This window comes from Streptomyces sp. NTD91 (assembly GCF_059510455.1).
The window spans coordinates 1-18,590 of sequence record NZ_JCAJZW010000044.1 but is presented as its reverse complement, the minus strand read 5'-3'; the positions used below and the strand labels follow the sequence as shown (position 1 = coordinate 18,590).

The 18,590-nt window shown below is 68.0% G+C and carries 20 protein-coding genes and 3 pseudogenes; 7 read left to right on the top strand and 16 right to left on the bottom strand.

The features are described from left to right. Window positions 1-36: 36 nt before the first annotated feature. Window positions 37-1,259: pseudogene (locus tag AC5WRT_RS31665) on the top strand (IS3 family transposase). Between the two features lie 107 nt (window positions 1,260-1,366). Here the strand turns inward: AC5WRT_RS31665 and AC5WRT_RS31660 are convergent. Beyond that, window positions 1,367-1,570, bottom strand: a complete 204-nt coding sequence (locus AC5WRT_RS31660) for a hypothetical protein (RefSeq protein WP_496100835.1) — start codon at window positions 1,568-1,570, stop codon at window positions 1,367-1,369. Window positions 1,571-1,621: 51 nt separating this feature from the next. Continuing rightward, window positions 1,622-1,813 carry a hypothetical protein gene (locus AC5WRT_RS31655; protein ID WP_496097546.1) on the bottom strand — a complete coding sequence of 64 codons (192 nt, stop codon included), beginning with the start codon at window positions 1,811-1,813 and terminating at the stop codon, window positions 1,622-1,624. Between the two features lie 245 nt (window positions 1,814-2,058). Between AC5WRT_RS31655 and AC5WRT_RS31650 the strand changes: the two genes are divergently transcribed. Next, window positions 2,059-2,982 (top strand): hypothetical protein, encoded by a 924-nt coding sequence (locus tag AC5WRT_RS31650; RefSeq protein WP_496097547.1) that lies wholly within the window; start codon window positions 2,059-2,061, stop codon window positions 2,980-2,982. Window positions 2,983-3,133: 151 nt separating this feature from the next. Here the strand turns inward: AC5WRT_RS31650 and AC5WRT_RS31645 are convergent, their stop codons facing one another. From AC5WRT_RS31645 to AC5WRT_RS31600, 10 genes are all read right to left on the bottom strand, one after another. Continuing rightward, window positions 3,134-3,304 (bottom strand): hypothetical protein, encoded by a 171-nt coding sequence (locus AC5WRT_RS31645; RefSeq protein WP_496097548.1) that lies wholly within the window; start codon window positions 3,302-3,304, stop codon window positions 3,134-3,136. Window positions 3,305-3,389: 85 nt separating this feature from the next. Then, entirely contained in the window at window positions 3,390-3,701 is a 312-nt protein-coding gene (locus AC5WRT_RS31640) for a hypothetical protein (protein WP_496097549.1), read from the bottom strand. A gap of 714 nt (window positions 3,702-4,415) precedes the next feature. Next, window positions 4,416-4,892, bottom strand: coding sequence for a CYTH domain-containing protein (locus AC5WRT_RS31635; RefSeq protein ID WP_496097550.1), 477 nt, complete (start codon window positions 4,890-4,892; stop codon window positions 4,416-4,418). Continuing rightward, on the bottom strand, window positions 4,876-5,595 hold the full coding sequence (locus AC5WRT_RS31630) for an HAD family hydrolase (RefSeq protein WP_496097551.1): 720 nt from the start codon (window positions 5,593-5,595) through the stop codon (window positions 4,876-4,878). The genes AC5WRT_RS31635 and AC5WRT_RS31630 overlap by 17 nt, the downstream gene beginning before the upstream one ends. Further along, window positions 5,592-6,257, bottom strand: coding sequence for a hypothetical protein (locus tag AC5WRT_RS31625; protein ID WP_496097552.1), 666 nt, complete (start codon window positions 6,255-6,257; stop codon window positions 5,592-5,594). Before AC5WRT_RS31625 ends, AC5WRT_RS31630 begins: the two co-directional genes overlap by 4 nt. Beyond that, window positions 6,254-6,907: an MOSC domain-containing protein gene (locus AC5WRT_RS31620; protein WP_496097553.1), complete on the bottom strand. Its 654-nt coding sequence runs from the start codon at window positions 6,905-6,907 to the stop codon at window positions 6,254-6,256. Before AC5WRT_RS31620 ends, AC5WRT_RS31625 begins: the two co-directional genes overlap by 4 nt. Beyond that, complete coding sequence (locus AC5WRT_RS31615; RefSeq protein WP_496097554.1) at window positions 6,904-7,860, bottom strand: nucleoside-diphosphate kinase; 957 nt, start codon at window positions 7,858-7,860, stop codon at window positions 6,904-6,906. Before AC5WRT_RS31615 ends, AC5WRT_RS31620 begins: the two co-directional genes overlap by 4 nt. After that, complete coding sequence (locus tag AC5WRT_RS31610) at window positions 7,857-8,552, bottom strand: acetylxylan esterase (RefSeq protein WP_496097555.1); 696 nt, start codon at window positions 8,550-8,552, stop codon at window positions 7,857-7,859. Before AC5WRT_RS31610 ends, AC5WRT_RS31615 begins: the two co-directional genes overlap by 4 nt. A gap of 71 nt (window positions 8,553-8,623) precedes the next feature. Further along, window positions 8,624-8,782: a hypothetical protein gene (locus AC5WRT_RS31605; RefSeq protein WP_496097556.1), complete on the bottom strand. Its 159-nt coding sequence runs from the start codon at window positions 8,780-8,782 to the stop codon at window positions 8,624-8,626. 46 nt (window positions 8,783-8,828) lie between these two features. Further along, a complete protein-coding gene (locus AC5WRT_RS31600) occupies window positions 8,829-9,821 on the bottom strand; it encodes a 4,5-dihydroxyphthalate decarboxylase (protein WP_496097557.1) in 993 nt (330 codons plus the stop codon). A 100-nt stretch (window positions 9,822-9,921) separates the two neighbouring features. Here AC5WRT_RS31600 and AC5WRT_RS31595 point away from each other — a divergent pair, with 100 nt between their 5' ends. Then, window positions 9,922-10,563 (top strand): TetR/AcrR family transcriptional regulator, encoded by a 642-nt coding sequence (locus tag AC5WRT_RS31595; protein WP_496097558.1) that lies wholly within the window; start codon window positions 9,922-9,924, stop codon window positions 10,561-10,563. A gap of 504 nt (window positions 10,564-11,067) precedes the next feature. Here the strand turns inward: AC5WRT_RS31595 and AC5WRT_RS31590 are convergent. Then, entirely contained in the window at window positions 11,068-11,379 is a 312-nt protein-coding gene (locus AC5WRT_RS31590; RefSeq protein WP_496097559.1) for a YrhB domain-containing protein, read from the bottom strand. A 282-nt stretch (window positions 11,380-11,661) separates the two neighbouring features. Here AC5WRT_RS31590 and AC5WRT_RS31585 point away from each other — a divergent pair. Further along, window positions 11,662-12,774: pseudogene (locus tag AC5WRT_RS31585) on the top strand (transposase); the annotation flags it as partial. A 155-nt stretch (window positions 12,775-12,929) separates the two neighbouring features. After that, window positions 12,930-13,756 (top strand): IS5 family transposase gene (locus AC5WRT_RS31580; protein WP_496097560.1). Its coding sequence is split into 2 segments (ribosomal slippage): window positions 12,930-13,296 and window positions 13,296-13,756, totalling 828 coding nucleotides; the frame shifts between segments, so codons are not numbered across the junction. 110 nt (window positions 13,757-13,866) lie between these two features. Here AC5WRT_RS31580 and AC5WRT_RS31575 read toward each other — a convergent pair. Next, window positions 13,867-14,280, bottom strand: coding sequence for a hypothetical protein (locus tag AC5WRT_RS31575; protein WP_496097561.1), 414 nt, complete (start codon window positions 14,278-14,280; stop codon window positions 13,867-13,869). Between the two features lie 292 nt (window positions 14,281-14,572). Here AC5WRT_RS31575 and AC5WRT_RS31570 point away from each other — a divergent pair, with 292 nt between their 5' ends. After that, window positions 14,573-15,616, top strand: coding sequence for a helix-turn-helix domain-containing protein (locus AC5WRT_RS31570; RefSeq protein WP_496097569.1), 1,044 nt, complete (start codon window positions 14,573-14,575; stop codon window positions 15,614-15,616). A 751-nt stretch (window positions 15,617-16,367) separates the two neighbouring features. Here AC5WRT_RS31570 and AC5WRT_RS31565 read toward each other — a convergent pair. Beyond that, window positions 16,368-17,393 (bottom strand): annotated as a pseudogene (locus AC5WRT_RS31565) (IS630 family transposase); the annotation flags it as partial. A gap of 285 nt (window positions 17,394-17,678) precedes the next feature. On the opposite strand from AC5WRT_RS31565, the gene AC5WRT_RS31560 reads away from it, so the two are divergent. Further along, window positions 17,679-18,149, top strand: a complete 471-nt coding sequence (locus AC5WRT_RS31560) for a hypothetical protein (protein WP_496097562.1) — start codon at window positions 17,679-17,681, stop codon at window positions 18,147-18,149. A gap of 90 nt (window positions 18,150-18,239) precedes the next feature. On the opposite strand, the gene AC5WRT_RS31555 is transcribed toward AC5WRT_RS31560, so the two are convergent. Beyond that, window positions 18,240-18,575, bottom strand: a complete 336-nt coding sequence (locus tag AC5WRT_RS31555; RefSeq protein WP_496100843.1) for a transposase — start codon at window positions 18,573-18,575, stop codon at window positions 18,240-18,242. Window positions 18,576-18,590 lie beyond the last annotated feature (15 nt).

Sequence of the window (18,590 nt, the reverse complement as noted above, 5' to 3'; positions counted from 1 at the left end):
ACAATGGATCTTGCAGATCCGAGGAAGGGTGTCCTGATGGGACGGAAGTCTCCGTATCCGGAGGAGTTCAGGAACGATGCCGTCGCGCTGTACCGCGCGGCGGGCGGGAAGCGCACGTATGCAGCGGTCGCAGCGGATGTCGGGGGTGACCGCCGGTGAGACGCTGCGGAGCTGGGTGCGGCAGGCCGACGAGCACGCTGGCCGCGATCACAGCCGCGGCGGGCGGAACACGGAGAGCCAGAACGAGGAACTGGCCCGGCTACGAGCCGAGAACGGTCGGCTGCGCAAGGCGGAGAAGGAGTGGGAGCTCGAGCGGGAGATCCTGCGCCGGGCGGCGGCCTATTTCGCCAAGGAGATGAAGTGAAGACCCGCCGCTGGGACTTCGTCTCCGCCCACGCCGAGACCTTCGGCGTTCAGCGGATATGCCGGGTCCTTCGGGTCTCCCGCTCCGGGTACTGCCGGTGGCTCGCCGGCGCGAAAGCCCGCGAGAGCGGCAGGCCGCCGTGGACGCGCTCGTCGCGGAGATCCGCGAGATACACACCGCGCACAAGGGAGCCTACGGGGTCCGCCGTGTCCACGCCGAACTGCGGGGCTTCGGGCGCACCGTGAACCGCAAGCGCATCGAGCGGCTGATGCGACGGCACGGTATCGAGGGACGGCACCTGCGGCGCCGCAAGCGCACCACCGTTTCGGACCGGCTCGCGCCGCCCGCCCCGGACCTCGTCCAGCGCCGGTTCACCGCCGCCCGGCTGGATGAGAAGTGGTGCGGCGACATCACATACGTGCAGGTCGGCGGGACGTGGCTGTATTTCGCCTGCGTCATCGAGGTCTGCTCGCGCCGGGTGCTCGGCTACTCGATGGCCTCGCACATGCGCGCCGAACTGGTCATCGACGCTCTGACGATGGCGGTGGCGACCCGCGGTGGCAGCGTCACCGGAGTGATCTTCCACGCGGACAGGGGCTCGCAGTACACGTCGACGGCGTTCGCACAGGTCTGTGAGCGTTTCGGGATCCGCAGGAGCATGGGCCGGGTCGGCTCGGGTTACGACAACGCCCTCGCCGAGTCGTTCTGGCAGGGACTCAAGCGAGAAACGTTGCACCAGAGGATGTTCTCGACGGTGCGTCAGGCGAGGCTGGAGATCTTCCAGTGGCTGACCTACTACAACGCCCGACGGCGTCACAGTGCCCTCGACTACCTTTCGCCAGCTGAGTTCGAACAGCGGTACCAGCGAGGACGTAAACTCACACTCGCAGCATGAACCCCCGTGTCCACGCCCCGGGGGACGCCTCAGAGAAGGGTGCCCCCTTGCCCCGGCACAGAGGCGGGACAAGGGGGCACCCTGACTGGCGGGGAGTCTAGCGGCGCTCAGACGATCACGTAGAACGGGTCGCCGTCCATGACGTGCATCTTGCCGCGCCGGGCGGTGATGCGGCCGCCCTGGCTCCGGTTCTCCTGGATGTGCACCCAGGTGATCTCCCGCTGGTTGGCGGGCAGGTGGGTGCTCGGTCGGTGGGGGAATGCTGCACAGTGCCGGCACGGGTCAGCTACTGCTGTCAGTGGCGCATCCATGCTGTTCGGCGCCTGTTCTGACCGTCTTCAGGGCGCTGCGGGCCTGGCACCTCAACTGATCCCCGCCGAGCCGCCGTCCCGGGGACCCCGCCATGCCCCGAAGAGCACCGACGCAGCCGTGGCGTATCCGGCAAGCTCCTGCGGGTTGCTGTGGCCGATCACGACAAGGACGGTGACGACCACAAGTACGGACAGGAAGACAAGGACGTCAACGGGTACCTGAGGCCTACGGCGAGAAGACATCGTCACTCCTGTGGACTGGGCCTGCCGCGCGAGCATTGATCACGGCAGATCGCTGCGGAAGCGGGACACCGACGGTGACCTGCTCTCCATTAGGCGCAGCTCTCCGAAGTGCCCCGCATGCCCCTGACACTCTCACCCGCCATGCCCCCTTGACCTGGCGCAAGTACCGCCGACAGCCTTGGTTGCACTGACACTTGCTGACACTTCCTGTCAGGAGAATGATGCGGAACCGAGGGACGAGGGGCGTGGAGATGCCCCCCTTGGAGGAGTTTCCAGTTGGACCACGGAGGGTTGTACTGGAGAACCTGCACAGCCTGTATCGGGCGGCCGATATGCCAGGTGTACGCAAGATCAGCGCAGGTTTGGAAGAGGGCGACTTCCGGGCCACCATGGATCGGGATCTGGTGTCCAAAGTCCTCAACGGCCGTCGATGGCCCACCGCCTGGCAACTGGAGAGCCTTGTACGCTGGTTGGCCGACCAGGCCGTCGACGGCCGGGATCCAGATATCGAGGCCAACCGATTCCTTGGGCTGTACGAGCAGGCAGTCAAGGTGGGCGACGGAACGACAAGGACGCCGAACCCGTCCCGATCTGCCGTGTTGGTCTACTTTCGTAGACAGACGTGGTCGGGTGTACTTCTGCATGACGGAACCATCCTCACCCAGAGCCTCGAACTGGCTGCAGACTCAGGCCCGCTGAATGGGGATCGGCTGGAGGTGCGATCCGTCGACAGACCGGAGAACCGATCCGAAGCGGATGTGGTCATGCGGGGAACGAGCCGCGGGAGTCTCACGGTTCTTGCGCCCAGACATCCCCTCGAAGGAGCGGCCGCGGCCACATGGGCTCTCCCACCACCGCTCGGCGGACGTGTAAGGGCCTATCTGACTCACACCAGCCGCCGTGACAACCGACTTGAAGGCCTGTGGCTGGTAGGAACCGTGTTGGGACCGAGCGGCCGTGACGGAGACTTGCAGCTCGATCTGACTTTGACCATCGGGGCCGACCAGGCGCGCATCGGTGACGTGGCAGCCGGCGCAGGAGTCCTTGACGGGTCGGGGCGCGTGATCGGTGCCATCACCAGACGCCTGCCCGGCACCAGCTTTTACTGGATGGCTCCCCTGGATGCCATCGAGAGGCAAGGCATTTCGCTACTGCCGCGCGGAGGCTGATGGCTTTGGCCATAGCCGCACGCACCGGGCAATCTGTACGGATGAACCCTCGCCAACCCAGGAAGGGATCTTTCATGTCGACTCCGACACCGGGGAACGCGAACGGCGCTGCACCAGTGGGGCGCAGAGCCGTTTGGGATGACAGGGAGGGTCAGGACACCGTTTTGAGCTGGTAGACGCCGGCCCGCTGTTTCTTCACCAGCTGTGCCAGGTGCAGGTCGCGCAGCGCGGCGTTCGCGGCGGCCCGGCTCAGGCCGAGTATCTGCGCGAGGGTGACCTGGTCGACCTGGATCCGCACGCCCGGCTCGCTGTGTGCGCGCATCTTCGACAGCATTCGGTAGGCCGCGGTAGCAGGCAACGCTGTCAGGCCCCGGGCAGGGACTCCCCGAACAGCGAGCTCCGCTCGGTCAGGTGAGGGCGTTGCGCAGGTATGCGGGCAGTGCCTGACAGATGGCCGGGTCCGCTGTCCAGCCAGGGTGGGCGAGTTGGCCGGGAGTGATGACGGACTGGGTGCCGTTGTCGGTGCGGACGATGACGCGGAACGTTTCCCCCCGGCTGTCCCGGCCAGCGAGGTACGCGGCGAGAACGACCTGGCCCACGTCGGTGGGGTCCGCGCCGGTGATCGCGCGACCGTAGTCTTTGCAGATCCACACGCCGCTGAACCGTTCGTGCATCAGGATTTCCCACCGCACGCAGCAGGGCATGTCGTCGCGGTACACGACCTCGATCATGCCCCCGCAGGCCGGCCCGGCTCTCGCTACCTGCCAGTACTGGCCGGAAAACGCGCTCTTCCAGCGGATCTGTCATCGCGGGTGCGGGCGCGGCGGGGGAGGGGGCGGGTCGCGCGCCCTGTGGCGTCCGTCCGGTGGAAGCACCTGTCGCACAGCCTCGGCGGGTGAGCGAGAGCGCGGAGCAGGCCCGGTTCTTCGTGCGCATGTGGGCCGAGGCGGTGCTGCGGCAGGCGGCACGGGCGCGGACCATCCGGCACCAAGCAGCGCAGGACAGCCGGAACCACGACCGGATGGCGGAATGGAGCCCCCCGCTTCACGTGCCCGGGCAGCGGGCCGCGCCGGGTGCCATGCGTGATCAGCCGTGCCACGGGTGCGGTGCACTCCGCCCCGACGCCGCCGGGCTCAATACGGCGGCTGCGCACCGCGCGGTCCGGAAGGGACCGTGCCGCCGGTGAACAGCAAGCGGCCCACGGCGGCCGGCGAACCGTGCCCGAGGTGCCGCGCGGCGTGGGGTTGCCCTGGGAGCAGCGGCACTCGCCCCAGTGGCATCGGCCAATGCGCATCGGCTGCCCGCGGCGCCGCCGGCACTGCGCCGTGACAGCTGGCAGGAGCAGGCGCTCATGTCGCATTGACCACGTCGCGGGCACGCCCGGGCGTGACCCTGTGCGGGCACGCCCGGGTATGCGTCGACATCCTCAGGGATCAGGCCGAGGTTTCGGGAATCCCCTCGACCGCCAGACGCCGGTTGCTGTACTCCTTGGCCCCGGTGATTTCGGGACCGAACCAGTCCGGTGGCGTGAAGCCCCTGGCCTGCTCCTCGGACGGGAACTCCACCTCGACGGTGCGAAGGCCGGACAGGTCCTGCGCGTACACGTCCACGTAGGCGAGGGTGTCCTGCACGGGCACCGAGTGGCGGGTCTTCACCAGCCGGGCGCCGGCTGTGGCGGGCCACAGTTCCCCGAACTCGATCTCGGTGAGCGGGAGTTCGACCTCGGTACGGGAGAGCCCGCCGTTGCCGCGCTTCACGGTGAGGACGCAGTGGCCCGCGATGCGGCGCAGGCGTACCTCGGTGCCGTCGTCGGTGACGGCAACGTAGCCCTGCTCGATGGGTTCGATCGCCACGGCGGGCGGCACGGCCACATCGTCCAGCAGGAACTTGCGCTCAATTTCCAGCGGCATTGTTCACCTTCTCCCCCTTGTGAGCCGTGACCAGGGCAGGCAGCTGGCGCATGTCGGTGAAGACGACCGTCGTCGGACCCGTGAGCCAGTCGGCCGGAGTGAGGCCCCCCGCGTATCCGAAGGAACGCATCCCGGCGGCGGTGGCCGCCTGGACGCCGAACCTGCTGTCCTCCACGACGGCGCAGCGGGACGGAGCGACGCCCATCCGCCGTGCGGCGTGCAGGAAGAGGTCCGGGGCGGGCTTGCCCCGCTCGACCTCGTGGGCGCTGAAGACGCGGCCCTCGAACCTCTCGTAGAGTCCTACCCTGCCGAGGGTGTGGCGCATCTTTTCGTGGCTGCCGCTGGAGGCGATGCACCACTGTCGTGCTCCAAGGCCCGCCGCCGCCAGGCCGTCCAGGGCTTCGACGATGCCGTCGACCGGGGTCAGGCTCTCGTCCACCGCATTGGCGTGCATCTCCCGGAACCGTTCGTCCCAGATGCGGGCGGTCTCCTCGCCGAGACGCTCGGCGATCTGTTCGCCGATCGAGGTGGTCGAGCGGCCGACGAAGCGGTTCATGACGTCGGACTCAGTCAGTGGCCAGCCCAGTTCGGCGCCCAGGGCGACGTGCGTCCGCACGGCGATCGGCTCGCTGTCGACGAGGACGCCGTCGCAGTCGAAGACGATGAGTTCGATCGGGTCCGTCGAGGTGGCGATCCCGGTCAACGGATGCAGCCCTGGCTGATCAGCAGCTGCCGGATCTCCTCGACGCGCTCGGCGCCGAGTCGGCGCTTGGCCTGGTCCTCGGGCTTCTCGTCCCTCTGGCCGTACTGCCACCAGGCATCACCGGTGTCGCGGTTCATCACGACGAAGCGGTTCTTCTCGGAGGGGCCGCGGACGATGAGGGAGGTGGTGTCGGGGGCGGAGCTGACGGTGTGCACCATCGTGTGACGGATCACGTAGCCCGAGCCGGCCACCTCCTCGCGGACCAGTGCCGGGGTGCCGACACGGGTGTCGGTGTCCAGCTCCTCGTAGTCGCCGAAGAGGTGGTGCTGGTAGCTGCCGTGCAGGATGCGGGAGCCGAAGCTCCAGCGGTGGTTGTGCGGGCGGTCGAAGTCGCTGCCGGTGAAGACGTGCAGCCGGATCCGCACATCACTGGCCTTGTCGTTGACCAGGACGACACGGTCCAGCTCCTGCAGCCGCTCGCACTGGTTGAGCAGCTCGGGAGTGGCCAGTACGTGGTCGAAGGCGTCGTTGAGCCAGGTGGGGTGGGACACCAGTTCTTCGAGGAGTTCCTCCATCGGCTGGTGCAGGGCGGGCATGTCGGACCAGTCCAACGCGGCCAGCCGGGCCGGTTCGATCAGGGGCTGCGATGCGGTGGTCGTCATGTGACGGGAGTCTCCTGTTGGTGCGTGGCCAGCCACTTGCGGGCCTTCTCGTGGTGTTTGGGCAGCATTTCGGGGGCGTCGAGAAAGCGGGGCATCAGGTGCGGCTCGGTGGTCAGCGCCCTGAGCATGTATCCGATGGTCACCCCGTGGCCGGGTCGTTTGATGATCTCGACAGGATCGCCGGCCCCGACGGTGCCCTCCTTCAGCACGCGCAGATACGCGCCCGGGGCGCCGTGCGCGATGAAGCGCTTGACCAGGTCCGGGACGTCCCAGAAGCCGGCAAAGACGCGACAGGGCTTGCGGGCCCGGATGACCTCGAACACCGCGCCACCGATGGCCCACTGCTCCCCTACCTCGGCTCCGGTGATGTCCAGACCGACGGTCGAGAAGTTCTCGCCGAAGTTGCCCGGGGGGCACGCGCGACCGAGTTCCTCCTCCCAGAAGACGGCGTCCTCACGGGCGAAGGCGTACACCGCTTTGTCGGGCCCGCCGTGGACGCGCTTGTCGGCGATCAGGTCGCCTTCGAGCCCCCAACTGCGGGCCATGACCCGGTGGTCGACGGGCCTCTTGTCGATCCCGCTGCGGCCGACGCTGGTCCAGTGGCCCCGTCGTTCGACACCGAGGTTGAGCGTGGCGAGTACGGCGGTCACGAGCGGACCTCGTCAAGTCGTCGCGGCGCCCAGGCGTCGGTGACGTTGGGGACGGCGGGAGTCACGCCGTCCACGTTCATCTCGGTCAGCAGGTGGGTGACGATGGTGAGCAGGTCCCAGCGATGGGGGCTGTCCAGCGGGGTGCGCCGGGTCAGGCCGAGCATCTCCTCCAGCCCGGCACGCCGCTTCCCCGCTTCCCCGAGGGAACCGGTGGCCGCGGCGAGTCGGCACCAGCTGGCTTCCAGGTCGAAGTCGTGCTCCGGGTGCCGGTCCTCCAGCTCCTGGAAGACGTTCAGGACCTCGAGGCGGGCGTCGCGGTTCTCGAGGATGCGGCGGCGGATCAGTTCGCGCCGGGGCTCGTCGCAGATGACGGCGAGTTCACGCAACACGTCCGCGGGCTCGTCCGAGATGTGCGTGAAGTTGAACAGCCCATTGACCACGCCCAGTTGGTGGCGCAGGTGCTCGGGTTTGCGCAGGCTCGGGTCGGCCGGGCCCTTGAGGGCGTTGAGCCGTACGGCGGCGGGGATCGCCCCCGGCTGCCAGTGCTCGTCCCTGAGGACCAGCGCCACTGTTTCGGTGCTGGGCAGGATGACGTCCATGGCTTCGATGCGCCGGCGGCTGGCGATGTTGAACTGGTAGCGCCAGACCTCACGGATCGTCAGGCGATCGTGCCGGAACCGCACCACGTCGACGGGGTGGAAACCCGCCTCCCGCAGGATGCGCAGGGCGGGCCGCAGCCTACGCCCAGCGGCGGCCTCCGGCTTGAGCATGCACAGGGCGATGCCGAGCGTCTGCTCGATGATGTCCCCGAAGGTCCAGATCGCCTCGCGGAAGTACTGGTCGACCGCGTAGAGATCGGCCTTGCGTTCCGACCAGGTGACGGTGTCCAGGACGTCGGCGGGTACCTCGGTCAGCTGCGGCACGGGCGGGCTGTCCGGATGCAGGTGTCTCATCTGTCGTGTCCTTCCTGCCAGAACGCGGGGGCGTGCGGGGTGGCCTGGGAGAAGACGTCGGCCAGGAACTCCGCCTCGGCGAGGCGGAGCGGTGTGTTGGGCGCGGCGTGCTCGGCCAGTGGCCAGGTCACGAGCCGCTTGGGCGCCGGGTAGCGGGCGTGCACGGCGTATCCGGTGTCCGGCAGGCAACGCTGGTCCCGGCCCGCCACGGAGAACAGCGCGGGGCAGCGCCCGTACGCGGCCAGCTCGGCGACGTCGAAGAGGCCGAGGGTGCGGGACGCGCGCGGCGCGAGGTCCGGGTAGGACTCGGCGAAGCGCAGCAGCTCCCGGTAGGGCTGCCGGTCGGGGACCTGGGTCAGGTCCGGGAGCGCGGCGAGGAAGGGCGACTCGACGAGCGCGGCAGCGACCTGCGGGCTGAGGACGGCGGCGGCCAGGGCCAGCTGTCCGCCCTGGCTGCGGCCGGTGGTGGCGATGCGGTCGGCGTCCACGGCGGGATGCCCGGCCGCGACGGCGACGGCGCGCACCGCGTCGACGTACACGTCCCGGTAGTAGTACGTGGCCGGGTCGAGGATGCCGCGCTTGAGGCGGCCGAGCAGGTGGCTGACGGGACGCCACGTTGCGGCGGCTGGAGCTCGGGATGCCCGCGGGCGGACGACCGCGATGTCACCCGGCTCTTCCTCGCGTCCCCGCAAGTGACCTCGCCGCAAAGCAGTCAGCCCGACCAAGCCGCCTCCGCCTCCGTAAACGGCCTGCCCTGGTCGGCTCAACCCTCAGGTATGTGCGGGCAGGTCTCGCGCTGCTGATAGCTCCCCGGCACGCCCGTGCCGACAGCCGTCCAGAACGTCCAGAAGGCCCGGGAGTCCCGGAAATGGCCGCCCAGGGTGTGCCAGGAGTTGATGGCGAAGGCATCGCGGTGGGACACGGTGTCCTTGCGGGACTGGTGGGTGGTTCGGCCGTGATCGGTGCGACTAGGTGTCGAGGAACTCGGGGATGAAGATGTTGCGGCTGGTCAGCAGGTGCTTGGAGAGGCCCTGCTCGTGGTGGTAGCGCAGGAAGGTGTCGACCGCCTTGCGGTTCGCGCGCAGGCCGTAGGGCCACCAGTCCTCGCCGAGCAGGCTGCGGTTGTGTTCGAACAGGCTGCTGAACCAGGGGGTCACCAGGCTCATGTGCTGCTTCGCGACGTCCTCGATGTATTTGCGTTCGGCCAGTTCCTTGGCCTTGACGAAGGCGCGGTAGACCGAGCGCAGATCCTCGGAACGGTGTACCAGGTCCTTGCGGACCGCGACGATGTGCATCGGGGGGAAGATCCCGGTGCGCCGGTAGTAGTCGCGCTCGACGTTCTCATAGTCGGGGAAGAGCCTGACGATCTTCGTCGATCCCCGCAACATGGCGTGGGGCACGTCGACCGAGATGAGCGCGTCGATCTCTCCGGACTCGAGCATGGCGCCCAGGGTCTGGCCGTGGTCGGCGTGCCGCACGTGCACGCCGTCCGGCACTGGCTGCGGGAGCCAGTCGAATGCGGGGATGGGATGGTTGGTGCCGCCGATGACCCAGCGGCACTGGTCGACGGTCACGCCGTACTCGTCCGAGAGGATGCCCTTGGGCCAGATCCCGGCGTCGTGTCCGAAGAGCGCGAACTCGCCGAGTGTCTTGCCGGCGAGGTCCTGGGGCTTCTCGATCCCTGCCTCGGTGTTGACGAAGATGGCGGAGTGCCGGAAGTTGCGGTTCGGGAAGATCGGCAGGGCCAGGAATGGGGCGTCGTCCAGGTCGAAGGTGCGCAGGAAGTAGGTCAGGCCGAGTTCGGCTATGTCGTAGCAGTCTTCGAGCATGTGCCGGAAGAGGTCCGAGACCAGGGGCTCCGTCTCAAGGGTGGCGTCCACCCCGTCGATCTTCACGCGGCCGTCGAAGAGCGCCTCGGTGTGCTCGTACCGGTAGGTGCCGATGGTCAGCTCGTTGCTCATCAAGATCTCCGCTTCCGTGAATGTTCTTTCATTTTTAACGATGGGTCCGATATGGTTCCCTGTCAAGAAGAACGATCATTCACTTTGAGGGAGGCCAGTCATGCCGCGCATCACGCCCGAGCGTCGGGAAGCCAAGCGTGCGGAGATCGTGGCGGCAGCGCGCCGGTGTTTCGCGCGGGGCGGCTTCCACCAGACCTCGATGCCGGACATCGCCGCCGCAGCCGGTGTTTCTGCGGGTGCCCCCTACCGCTACTTCGCGAGCAAGGAGGAGATCATCCTGGCCATCGCCGCGGACGCCTTCCGGCTCGTCTTCGAGCCGATGGAGCGGGTGGCTGTGGCCGCTGACGCCCCTTCCCTGGGCGACCTGGTCACCGCTTCCCTGCAGGCACTGAGTGCCGGGACCGTAACGGACGCCGCAGGGCAGGTGGTGCCGGTCGAGGAACTGCTGCAGTGCGTCGTGCAGACCTGGTCGGAACTACTGCGCAACGACGGGCTGCACGCCCGCGCCTTGGAGGGGTTCGAAAGGGTCCGTCGCAGCATCGCCGAAGCCCTGCGCCGCGGACAAGCGGCGGGCGCTGTCCAAACCGTGGAGCCGGAGAGCGGCGCACGGGTATTGATCGGTCTGCTGCACGGATTCCTGCTCCAGCGTGTCGCCTTCGGCTTGACCGACACGGCGGGATTCAACGACGCCGTCCGGGGGTTGCTCGACGGAGCCGAGCGCCCAGACATCGCTGCGCGGTGAGCGTTCCCCAGCTCAAGCTGCAAATCCGCTGCACATACGGATGCGGCACCCCCGATGCGGGCGAGACAATTGCCGCTTACCTGTCCGATTCCAGGGCCCGCACTGCCTGGCGCGAGGCCCGTAATGCGCACCGCCGGCCCGCACCGCCGGCCCCGGTCCCGGCTCTGGAACTGCCGTCCCCGGGGCAGGGCGTACGGCACTGCGACCACTGCGGGCTCGACCACCACCAGGCCCAACGAGTTCCTGGAGCTGGACTGGATGCAGGCCAGTCTGGGACTGGTATGCGGCCTATGTTGCTACGACGCCATGAGCGACGCCCTCGGCCGCCGCGCCCAGCGGCATCACCGCGCCTGGACCGACCAATGACCCCCCCCTGCCGCCCTCACGGGCTCCTCCGGCCGCTCGGGGCAGCCGGGGTTGGCGCCGCTGTTCCTCGTGAGTCCCCGCTGCGTCCCTTCCGAACGGGCACGCAGCGGGCACGTTGGCCGGCGGGGCGACCGCTGCTCAGCGGCCCATGTCCCCGGTTTCGGCGTCATAGCGCTCCTCGAAGCGAGCCATCTCCGCTGCGGGGGCGGCTGAGCCAAGTTCGTGCACGCTCCCATCCCGGCGATCGATGAGGACGGGGCCTTGGCCGATCAGAAGGTGTTCGAAATCACCTGTCTCCACCCATTGCGATGACTGGTAGGCGAAGGACCATCCGAAACGATGCTCGGTGAAGTCGGTGATCACCAACTCGTAGTCGCCGTGGCGCGGACGGGCGTTGGCCTCGGCGATGAACTGGTCGGCGATCTCCTTGGCCTGCTCCGCTGTAATCATCGCCGCAGGATACTGGCTGTGCTCGTCCGCTGAACACCGGCTTTAGGGGCGAGGTTGGTCCATCACGCCCGGCGTTGGCGATGCACCCCTGTCGCCTGGGCGCAGCCGTATGCCCCTTGGCAAATCCCGCGAGCGGAGCGCTCCTGTTCCCCAACGACACCTGAAGGCGCGCATCCATGCGCAAGGTGATCGCGAAGCCTGGCGTCTGCCGCAGTCGGCGAGGCCGTGGGCCCGGCACCTGGAGCCGGTCGACGTCGATGGCCACGCACGCCTGCACCTGCGATGCTCAAGCCCTGCCTGGCGCACGCAGCGCACCTGCTGACCTCCGGAGCCTTGCGCGCTGTACCGGACGGTGCGTGCGTCGCGGGTGGTCTTGCCGTGGCCTTACCCAGGGAGGGCGGGCTGGTGCGTGCGCGTCTGGCGGTGTGGGGCGGGAACGTGGCCGCGGTGCACCGGGAACTGGCTGCCGAGGCCGCTGCGGCCGGCGAGCCGGACTCGGTGCCTTCTCTTCGTACGCTGCAGCGTGCTGTCCGGCAAGATCTCTCGGCGGGGGAGCGGGCCGGGCTCCGCTGTGGTGGGGTTGGCCGGCGTCGTCATGACGTGTATGGCAAGCGTCCGCCGATGTTTCGCAACGCGTGCTGGGAGGGTGATCACAAGCGGGTCCCGGTTCGGGTGGAGTTGGACGGGGCGGGCGTGTGTCCGTGGGTGACGTGGTTCGTGGATGTGGCGACGAAGGTCATCGTGGGGGTGGCGGTCACGCCGCATCAGCCTGGTCGGGACGCGGTCCTGGCGGCGCTGCGTGCGGGGATCAGCCGGACTGGTCCCTATGGTCCTTTCGGTGGTCTGCCGGGCCGGGTGCGGGTGGACCGGGGTAAGGAGTTCTTGTGCCGGGCGGTGACGCGGGCGTTGGGAGCTTTCGCGGTGCCGGTGGAGGACCTGCCTGCGTATACGTCGTACCGCAAGGGCACCGTCGAGGCCCTGAACGGTGCGCTGGAGGAGATGCTGCTGGTCTCCTTGCCGGGATATATGCGCCGGGCCCGGCCGGCCGGGGCGCATCCGAGCGATCCGGTCGACGCTCTGATGCCGTTCGCAGACTTCGTGAAGGTGCTGTTGGACTGGGTGGCCTGGTGGAACGCCGAGCACCGTCCGGCAGGCTTTGAGAAGGGCAGCACGCCCCGGCAGGCGTGGGAAGCAGACCCGGCCTCGGTGGAGGACGTGCCGGAGGAACAACTGGTGTTCTTCGCGCTGGAGGACGACGGCTGGGTCCGGAAGATCACTACGAACGGGGTGACCTGGCGGCGCCGCGCCTACATCGCGCCGTGGATGGTCGGTCACGTCGGTGCCCGCGTACGGCTGCGGTACCTGCCGCACTACGACGGCGAGATCGAGGTGTTCGACGCGACCGACCCGGCCCGGCACCTGGGCAAGGCCTACCTCGCCCAAGCAGCGACGCTTGAGCAGCGCCGGGCGCTCAGTTCGGTCAGGGAGAAGAAGGCCCGTGCGCTGAAGGCCGACTTGAAGGCAGCTAAGACGTCATCTCATTTGGCTGCATGGGTAGGCTGTCGGCCGTGGTGGGGATCGTTGAGCGGCTGGTGCCGGACGAGTTGTGGGAGTTGTTCCAGCGAGTGGTGCCGAAGGCGCCGGTGCGGCCTCAGGGTGGTGGCCGTCGCCGGCATGGTGACCGGGAGGTGCTGGCCGCGATCGTGTTCGTGGCCACGTCTGGCTGCACGTGGCAGCAGTTGCCGTCGGCGTCGTTCGGGCCGTCGGGTGCCACGGCCCATCGACGCTTCACCGAGTGGACGAAGGTCAGGGTGTGGGCCAAGCTCCATCGCCTGGTCCTGGATGAAATCGGCTCCCGTGGCGAACTCGACTGGTCCCGCTGTGCGATCGACTCGGTGAACGTGCGGGCGCTGAAAAGGGGGAGCTGACGGGCCCGAATCCTGTCGACCGGGGCAAGTATGGCTCGAAGATCCACTTGGTCACCGAGCGGGCGGGTCTGCCCCTGTCCGTCGGGATCTCGGGGGCGAACCTCCACGACAGTCAGGCTCTGATCCCGCTGGTGAAGGGCATACCGCCGATCCGCTCCCGCCGCGGCCGACGACGGCGCAAGCCGGGCAAGCTTCACGCCGACAAGGGATACGACTACGACCACCTGCGGCGATGGTTACGGCAGCGCGGGATCACCCACCGCATCGCCCGCAAGGGAATCGAGTCCTCGCAGCGGCTGGGCCGCCACCGGTGGACCATCGAATGCACCATGTCCTGGCTCGCCGGCTGCCGCCGCCTCCACCGCCGCTACGAGCGCAAAGCCGAGCACTTCCTGGCCTTCACCAGCATCGCCTGCACCCTCATCTGCTACCGCAGACTCACCAAATGAGATGACGTCTTAGTTGACACACCCGGTTGTCGAGAGAACGGTCTCCTGGCTCGCCGAGGCGGTCGTCCCGTGCTCCGGGCCCCGTAGGCCGGAACGCCGGGGCGGGATTCTCACCACGATGTCGTGCAGTGCGTGGCCGCGGTGCTCCAGGAGTACTTGAAGCAGGCTCGCGCCAGATAGCCAGGTCCGTCGTAGTAGTGGTCGGTGACGGCCGACGTGGTGTATCCGGGGTCGGTCAGAGTGTGCGTGCCCGAGACCTCGTACCAGCTCTTGCCGCCGTCCGTGGAGCGCTCCAGCCACGCGTAGCAGGTGTAGCCGGCGGTGAAGTTGTAGAAGGTCCCGTAGGCGTAGGCCGGAGCCGACTTCGTCAGACTGGTGACGTCGAGGCCGGCGGTGCAGCCTCCGGTCGCGGTTTGCTGCGTGACGAAACCGACCTCGGAGTCGGCCCATGCCGAGTTGCCGAAGCCGAGCGCAAGTGCCGCGGCCGCGGCAGCGGTGGCACCATAACGGAAGAGTCCGCGCATCCTGATCCCCCTGTTGGGTAGTCACTTCGGTCCGACCGAGGTTGTGGGGCCGCTATGGCCCCTGTGATCAGGGTTGCAAGGCCCGGGGGCGATGTCGTTGGCCGTACGTCACCTGTCTTTTGACGTTGGGTTCCCCCCTGATTCCGGCTGTGCCGCCCGCGGCGTTCCGCTGCCTGCCTTCCGAAGAGAATGAACAACCTTTGCTGCGGCATGAAATCGGCCTGATTGATGCCCTGCCATTCTTGGTCCGACGTCGGGGGATCGTCATCGGGGGATGCACGTGATCGTGACCATGCGCAGTGAGGACGTACCGGCTCAGGACCGCTTCGAGTGGTGGTGCGAGCTGGCGGGCAGAGATACGGCTCCGTCGGTGTTCAGCAGCCCGAGCGCCGGGGATTTCCAGGCTGTGGTGACGCTGGCGGAGCTGGGCCCGGTCCGGCTGACCGTCCATGCCTACCCCGAGCTGCGGGCCCATCGCACCCCGGCCCTGGTGCGCCGGTCCGACCCCGAGCGGTACGGGCTCAGCCTGGTCAGGGGGAACGACTTGTGGTTCACCCAGCGCGACCGCGACTGCCGCCCACGCCCGGGCGACCTGTTGCTGCACGACACTTCCCGGCCCTACGACTCCCGGGCACTGCCCGGCACCGGCCCAGGGGGGATGGTGATGCTGCACTGGCCCAAGTCGACGCTGCCGCTGCGCTCGCAGCGGCTGGACGACCTGGTCGCGCAGCGGATGCCCGCCGCCACCGGGATGAACGCGATCCTCGCCCGCTACCTCGCCAGCGTCGCCTCTGCCGTGGAACAGGGGGAGGTGAGCGACCGTGAGGCGGAGCGGCTGGGCGCGGTGGCCCTCGACCTCATCGCCGCCGCCCTGGCCGAACAGGCCGACGCCCAGGACCGGCTGGCCCCCGAGACGCGTCGGCAGGCGCTGCTCGCCCGGATCGAGGCGTTCGTCGAACTCAACCTGCGCGACCCGGATCTGACCCCCGTGGCGATCGCCGACCATCACCACATCTCCGTGGGATACCTGCACCGCCTCTTCCAACCCCGCGAGCTGACCGTGGCCGCGTGGATCCGCCATCGGCGACTGGCACGCTGCCGCGCGGACCTCGCGGATCCGCGACTGCGGCTGCGCCCCGTCCACGCCGTGGGCGCCCGATGGGGCTTCCGCCACCCCGCCGCCTTCAGCCGGGCCTTCCGCGAGGCCCACGGCATGCCTCCCGGTGACTACCGCCGCCAGGCTCTGGCGGAGGTGGTCGCCACGGAGGCTCCCCAGCCGACCAAGGTCGGCAAGGGCTCCTCAGCCGCGGGTTGTGAAGCTGATGTGGTCGGGTAGGTCGTGAGGGAAGGTACCGGGCACGGTGAAGAAGCGGCCGTCGTGGCCGAATAGGTCCTGGACGGTGCGACGGGAGTGGCGGGATGGGTAGGGGGGTGCCTCTCAGGCGCGGCAGGTTCTCAGCGTGATCATTAGCCTCGCTGCTGTTTCAGCCGAGCTACGCCAGCCCTGACCAGCAGAAATCTACGGATCACGTTCGGTTGAGATACGGCTTCTTAAGCCCGGCGCGGCCGCATCGACCGGTCGAGGAGGCCGCTCAGGTACGTGTTTCTCCGCTGCTGTCCGCCGCCGTTGATGGCGGCCATGGATGTCAGCTGGTGAAGAGACGTGGGTAAGGGCGTGGCCTCAGGCCACCCCTTCATGAGCGGGGGCGACGCCGTCGACATCACTGCCGAAACAGCCCATCGGGGCTGGCGATGACGTGTCTAGCCGCCCGCGCGAAGTCATCCCGTGTTCGTTCAACATCGTCGATTGCAGCCTCCAAGCACGCGTCGTAATCGTCTTGCGAGACCTCGCCGCGCAGCACTGCCTGCAGGAAGTGCCGCAAGTCTCGGGCAGCTCCCCAGACATTGACGGCTTCTCCTACCACAGCCGAAGGCCCGACCAGATCGACACGCGCCTGAACCTTGTGCAGCGCATGCACGCCCGAATCAAGTTCGTCGAGCACTCTGCGCAGGACGGGTTCATCCGGAGGATGTATCACCCCCGGCGCGGGTGAATCATCTCTGTGAGCAATCGTGTGGAGTACCAGGTCAAGGGACGCCATCCGGTACTGGATCTGGCGGAGACCATGCCGGAGCGTGTTGATGAGGTGGTCGGGGTCGGTGAAGGCGGTGTTGACCTGGCTGCTGCGCCGCAGCAGGGACCAGATGCCCTCGACGGGGTTGAGGTCTGGTGCGTAGGCCGGGAGGAAGTAGCAGGTGATCCAGTCGTGGGTGTCGATGAACTCCCGCAGCCGGCGGTCCTTGTGGACGTTGAGGTTGTCCCACACGAGCACGATGGGTGCACCGAGCTGCTGGTGCGCGGCGATGAGCAGGTCGCGGTAGTCGGTCCAGGAGAACTGTGTCTGCCGCCTCGTTTGTGATCGACGTGCGCTTGGGCCGATAGATCAGTCGTGCGCGTTCACCTTGCTTGTAGCAGGCCAGAGCGGCGACGGAGAAGCGGCGCTGGGAGCGTCCCCTCACCCGGATGACGGGTGTGCGTCCGCGCCGGGCCCAGGTCCGTGCGGTGGGCGGCGTCATCGAGAAGCCGGCCTCGTCTTCGAAGCACAGCCCGGCGTCGAGCGCCGCCACGGACCTTCCACCTGCGGCCAGGTTTCCTTCCCCCAGCCCGCCACGGCCTCCTCGTCGCGCTCGATGGCTCGGCGGGCTGGGACCTGGTGGCTGAAGCCGTGCCGGTGCAGCATCCGCGCGATCGCCGACAGCGTCATGCTCTTGTGGAACCGGCGCCCGATCAGCGTCTTGATCCGCGCCAGCGTCCACGTCTGGTCCGGCCAGCCATGCGCGACCGGCCCCTTGGCGAGCTCCTGCTCGAGCACGGTGAACAGGGCCGCACTCAGCTTGGGCCGTGACACGGGCCCGGCAGACCTCAGCCCCTCGGTGCCAGCGTCGTGCCAGGCCCGGCGCCAGCGCTGCACCGAGCGCACACTCACCCGTAAGTCCTTGGCGACCTCGGCGTTGGAGGCACCCGCAGCGAATCGCTCCGCGGCCTCCAGCCGGATCCGCTCGCGAAACGCCTGCCGTTCAGGCGTCAGCCCACCACCCTGCGGATATCTCACACAACCGGCATACCGCGACGATCACACATCGTCAGCCCTCAACGACATCACGCCGCAAAGGTCAGTAGAAGCTCTCCACGCAACGAGGGGATTGACAGTTCCTCGTCCGCGATCGGGATGACCCCGTCACGGCGCAGCTCGTACCCCTCGCCGATCCCGGACTGGTCGACCTCGCGGTCCACCAGCCCAGCGCGAGCACCCTTGGCCCGGTAGGGGATGGCACAGCTTCTGCGAGATGATGTCTCTGCGCACATGGCAGCTGTAGTCGCGTGGAGAGGTGCCGCAATGGCGGGGGAGTTGTGGGCCTCGATATTTTCGTTGACTGGCGTGGTGCTCGGCGGTGGCCTGACGGCGTTTACTCAGCGGGCTGCTCAGCAGGCTGCAGAAGGAACCGAACAGCGCCGAGAGGCAAGGGCGACCGCCGAAGCGCGCCGGGCAGAGCAGCTGCAGGCTATCAAGGAGTTCATCGCCTGTGCACAGGAGGCGGAGCGAGCTGCCTACTCACGTCCTGATCCATGGGGGGACGATGAAGAGGGCTGGATGAGCAGGACGCAGGCCATGATGACCAAGCTGTGGACCGCCGAACGCACCTTGGTGCTGCTGTGCGATGCCGTGCTGCATGCTCCCGTCCACGCCTTCGGCCGGGCGCTGAATGCAGCCGTCTGGCGGGACATCGGTGACACAGAGGTCAACGAGCACCTTGAAGAGCACAAGGCGGCCTTCATGGCGGCAGCTCGCTCGAGCTTGGGCTCCTGAGCCTGACCAATCCTCAGCCGACAACGGCCTGAGCAACAGTCTTCTCCGTTGGCGGGGGACGGTCTTGGTCTGGCCGAGGTGCTGCGTTCCTCAAGGGATGTACACATAGCGGCGGCGTAAGCGCCTGGTGGGTGGTGCGCTGCCCCAGACCCAGGGTCGGGCACGGGAGTTGAGCTGGGCTGTGGTCACTTCGGTGGCGTGGGTGATGTGGCTGGGGTCTCCGAAGGAGCGGCCGGCCAGGGCGGTCTTGCGGAAGATGCGCCACCAGCCCTCTTGGAGGTTGAGCCAGCAGGCGTCGACCGGGATGAACACATGTCTGATGCGGGGATGGTCCTCGAGCCAGGTCCGGGTGGACACGCAGTTATGCGAGGACAGATTGTCGGTAATCACATCGATGTCCCCGGCGGGGTTGGCGTCCTCGACCAGTTGCAGGAACTGCTA

Bases quoted from the DNA above. Each gene is read 5' to 3' on its own strand.
- AC5WRT_RS31590 (WP_496097559.1), bottom strand. From the start codon at position 11,379: ATGATTACAGCGGAGCAGGCCAAGGAGATCGCCGACCAGTTCATCGCC.
- AC5WRT_RS31575 (WP_496097561.1), bottom strand. From the start codon at position 14,280: ATGCGCGGACTCTTCCGTTATGGTGCCACCGCTGCCGCGGCCGCGGCA.
- AC5WRT_RS31635 (WP_496097550.1), bottom strand. From the start codon at position 4,892: ATGCCGCTGGAAATTGAGCGCAAGTTCCTGCTGGACGATGTGGCCGTG.
- AC5WRT_RS31570 (WP_496097569.1), top strand. From the start codon at position 14,573: ATGCGCAGTGAGGACGTACCGGCTCAGGACCGCTTCGAGTGGTGGTGC.
- AC5WRT_RS31655 (WP_496097546.1), bottom strand. From the start codon at position 1,813: ATGTCTTCTCGCCGTAGGCCTCAGGTACCCGTTGACGTCCTTGTCTTC.
- AC5WRT_RS31625 (WP_496097552.1), bottom strand. From the start codon at position 6,257: ATGACGACCACCGCATCGCAGCCCCTGATCGAACCGGCCCGGCTGGCC.
- AC5WRT_RS31595 (WP_496097558.1), top strand. From the start codon at position 9,922: ATGCCGCGCATCACGCCCGAGCGTCGGGAAGCCAAGCGTGCGGAGATC.
- AC5WRT_RS31560 (WP_496097562.1), top strand. From the start codon at position 17,679: ATGGCGGGGGAGTTGTGGGCCTCGATATTTTCGTTGACTGGCGTGGTG.
- AC5WRT_RS31645 (WP_496097548.1), bottom strand. From the start codon at position 3,304: ATGCGCGCACACAGCGAGCCGGGCGTGCGGATCCAGGTCGACCAGGTC.
- AC5WRT_RS31615 (WP_496097554.1), bottom strand. From the start codon at position 7,860: ATGAGACACCTGCATCCGGACAGCCCGCCCGTGCCGCAGCTGACCGAG.
- AC5WRT_RS31600 (WP_496097557.1), bottom strand. From the start codon at position 9,821: ATGAGCAACGAGCTGACCATCGGCACCTACCGGTACGAGCACACCGAG.
- AC5WRT_RS31660 (WP_496100835.1), bottom strand. From the start codon at position 1,570: ATGGATGCGCCACTGACAGCAGTAGCTGACCCGTGCCGGCACTGTGCA.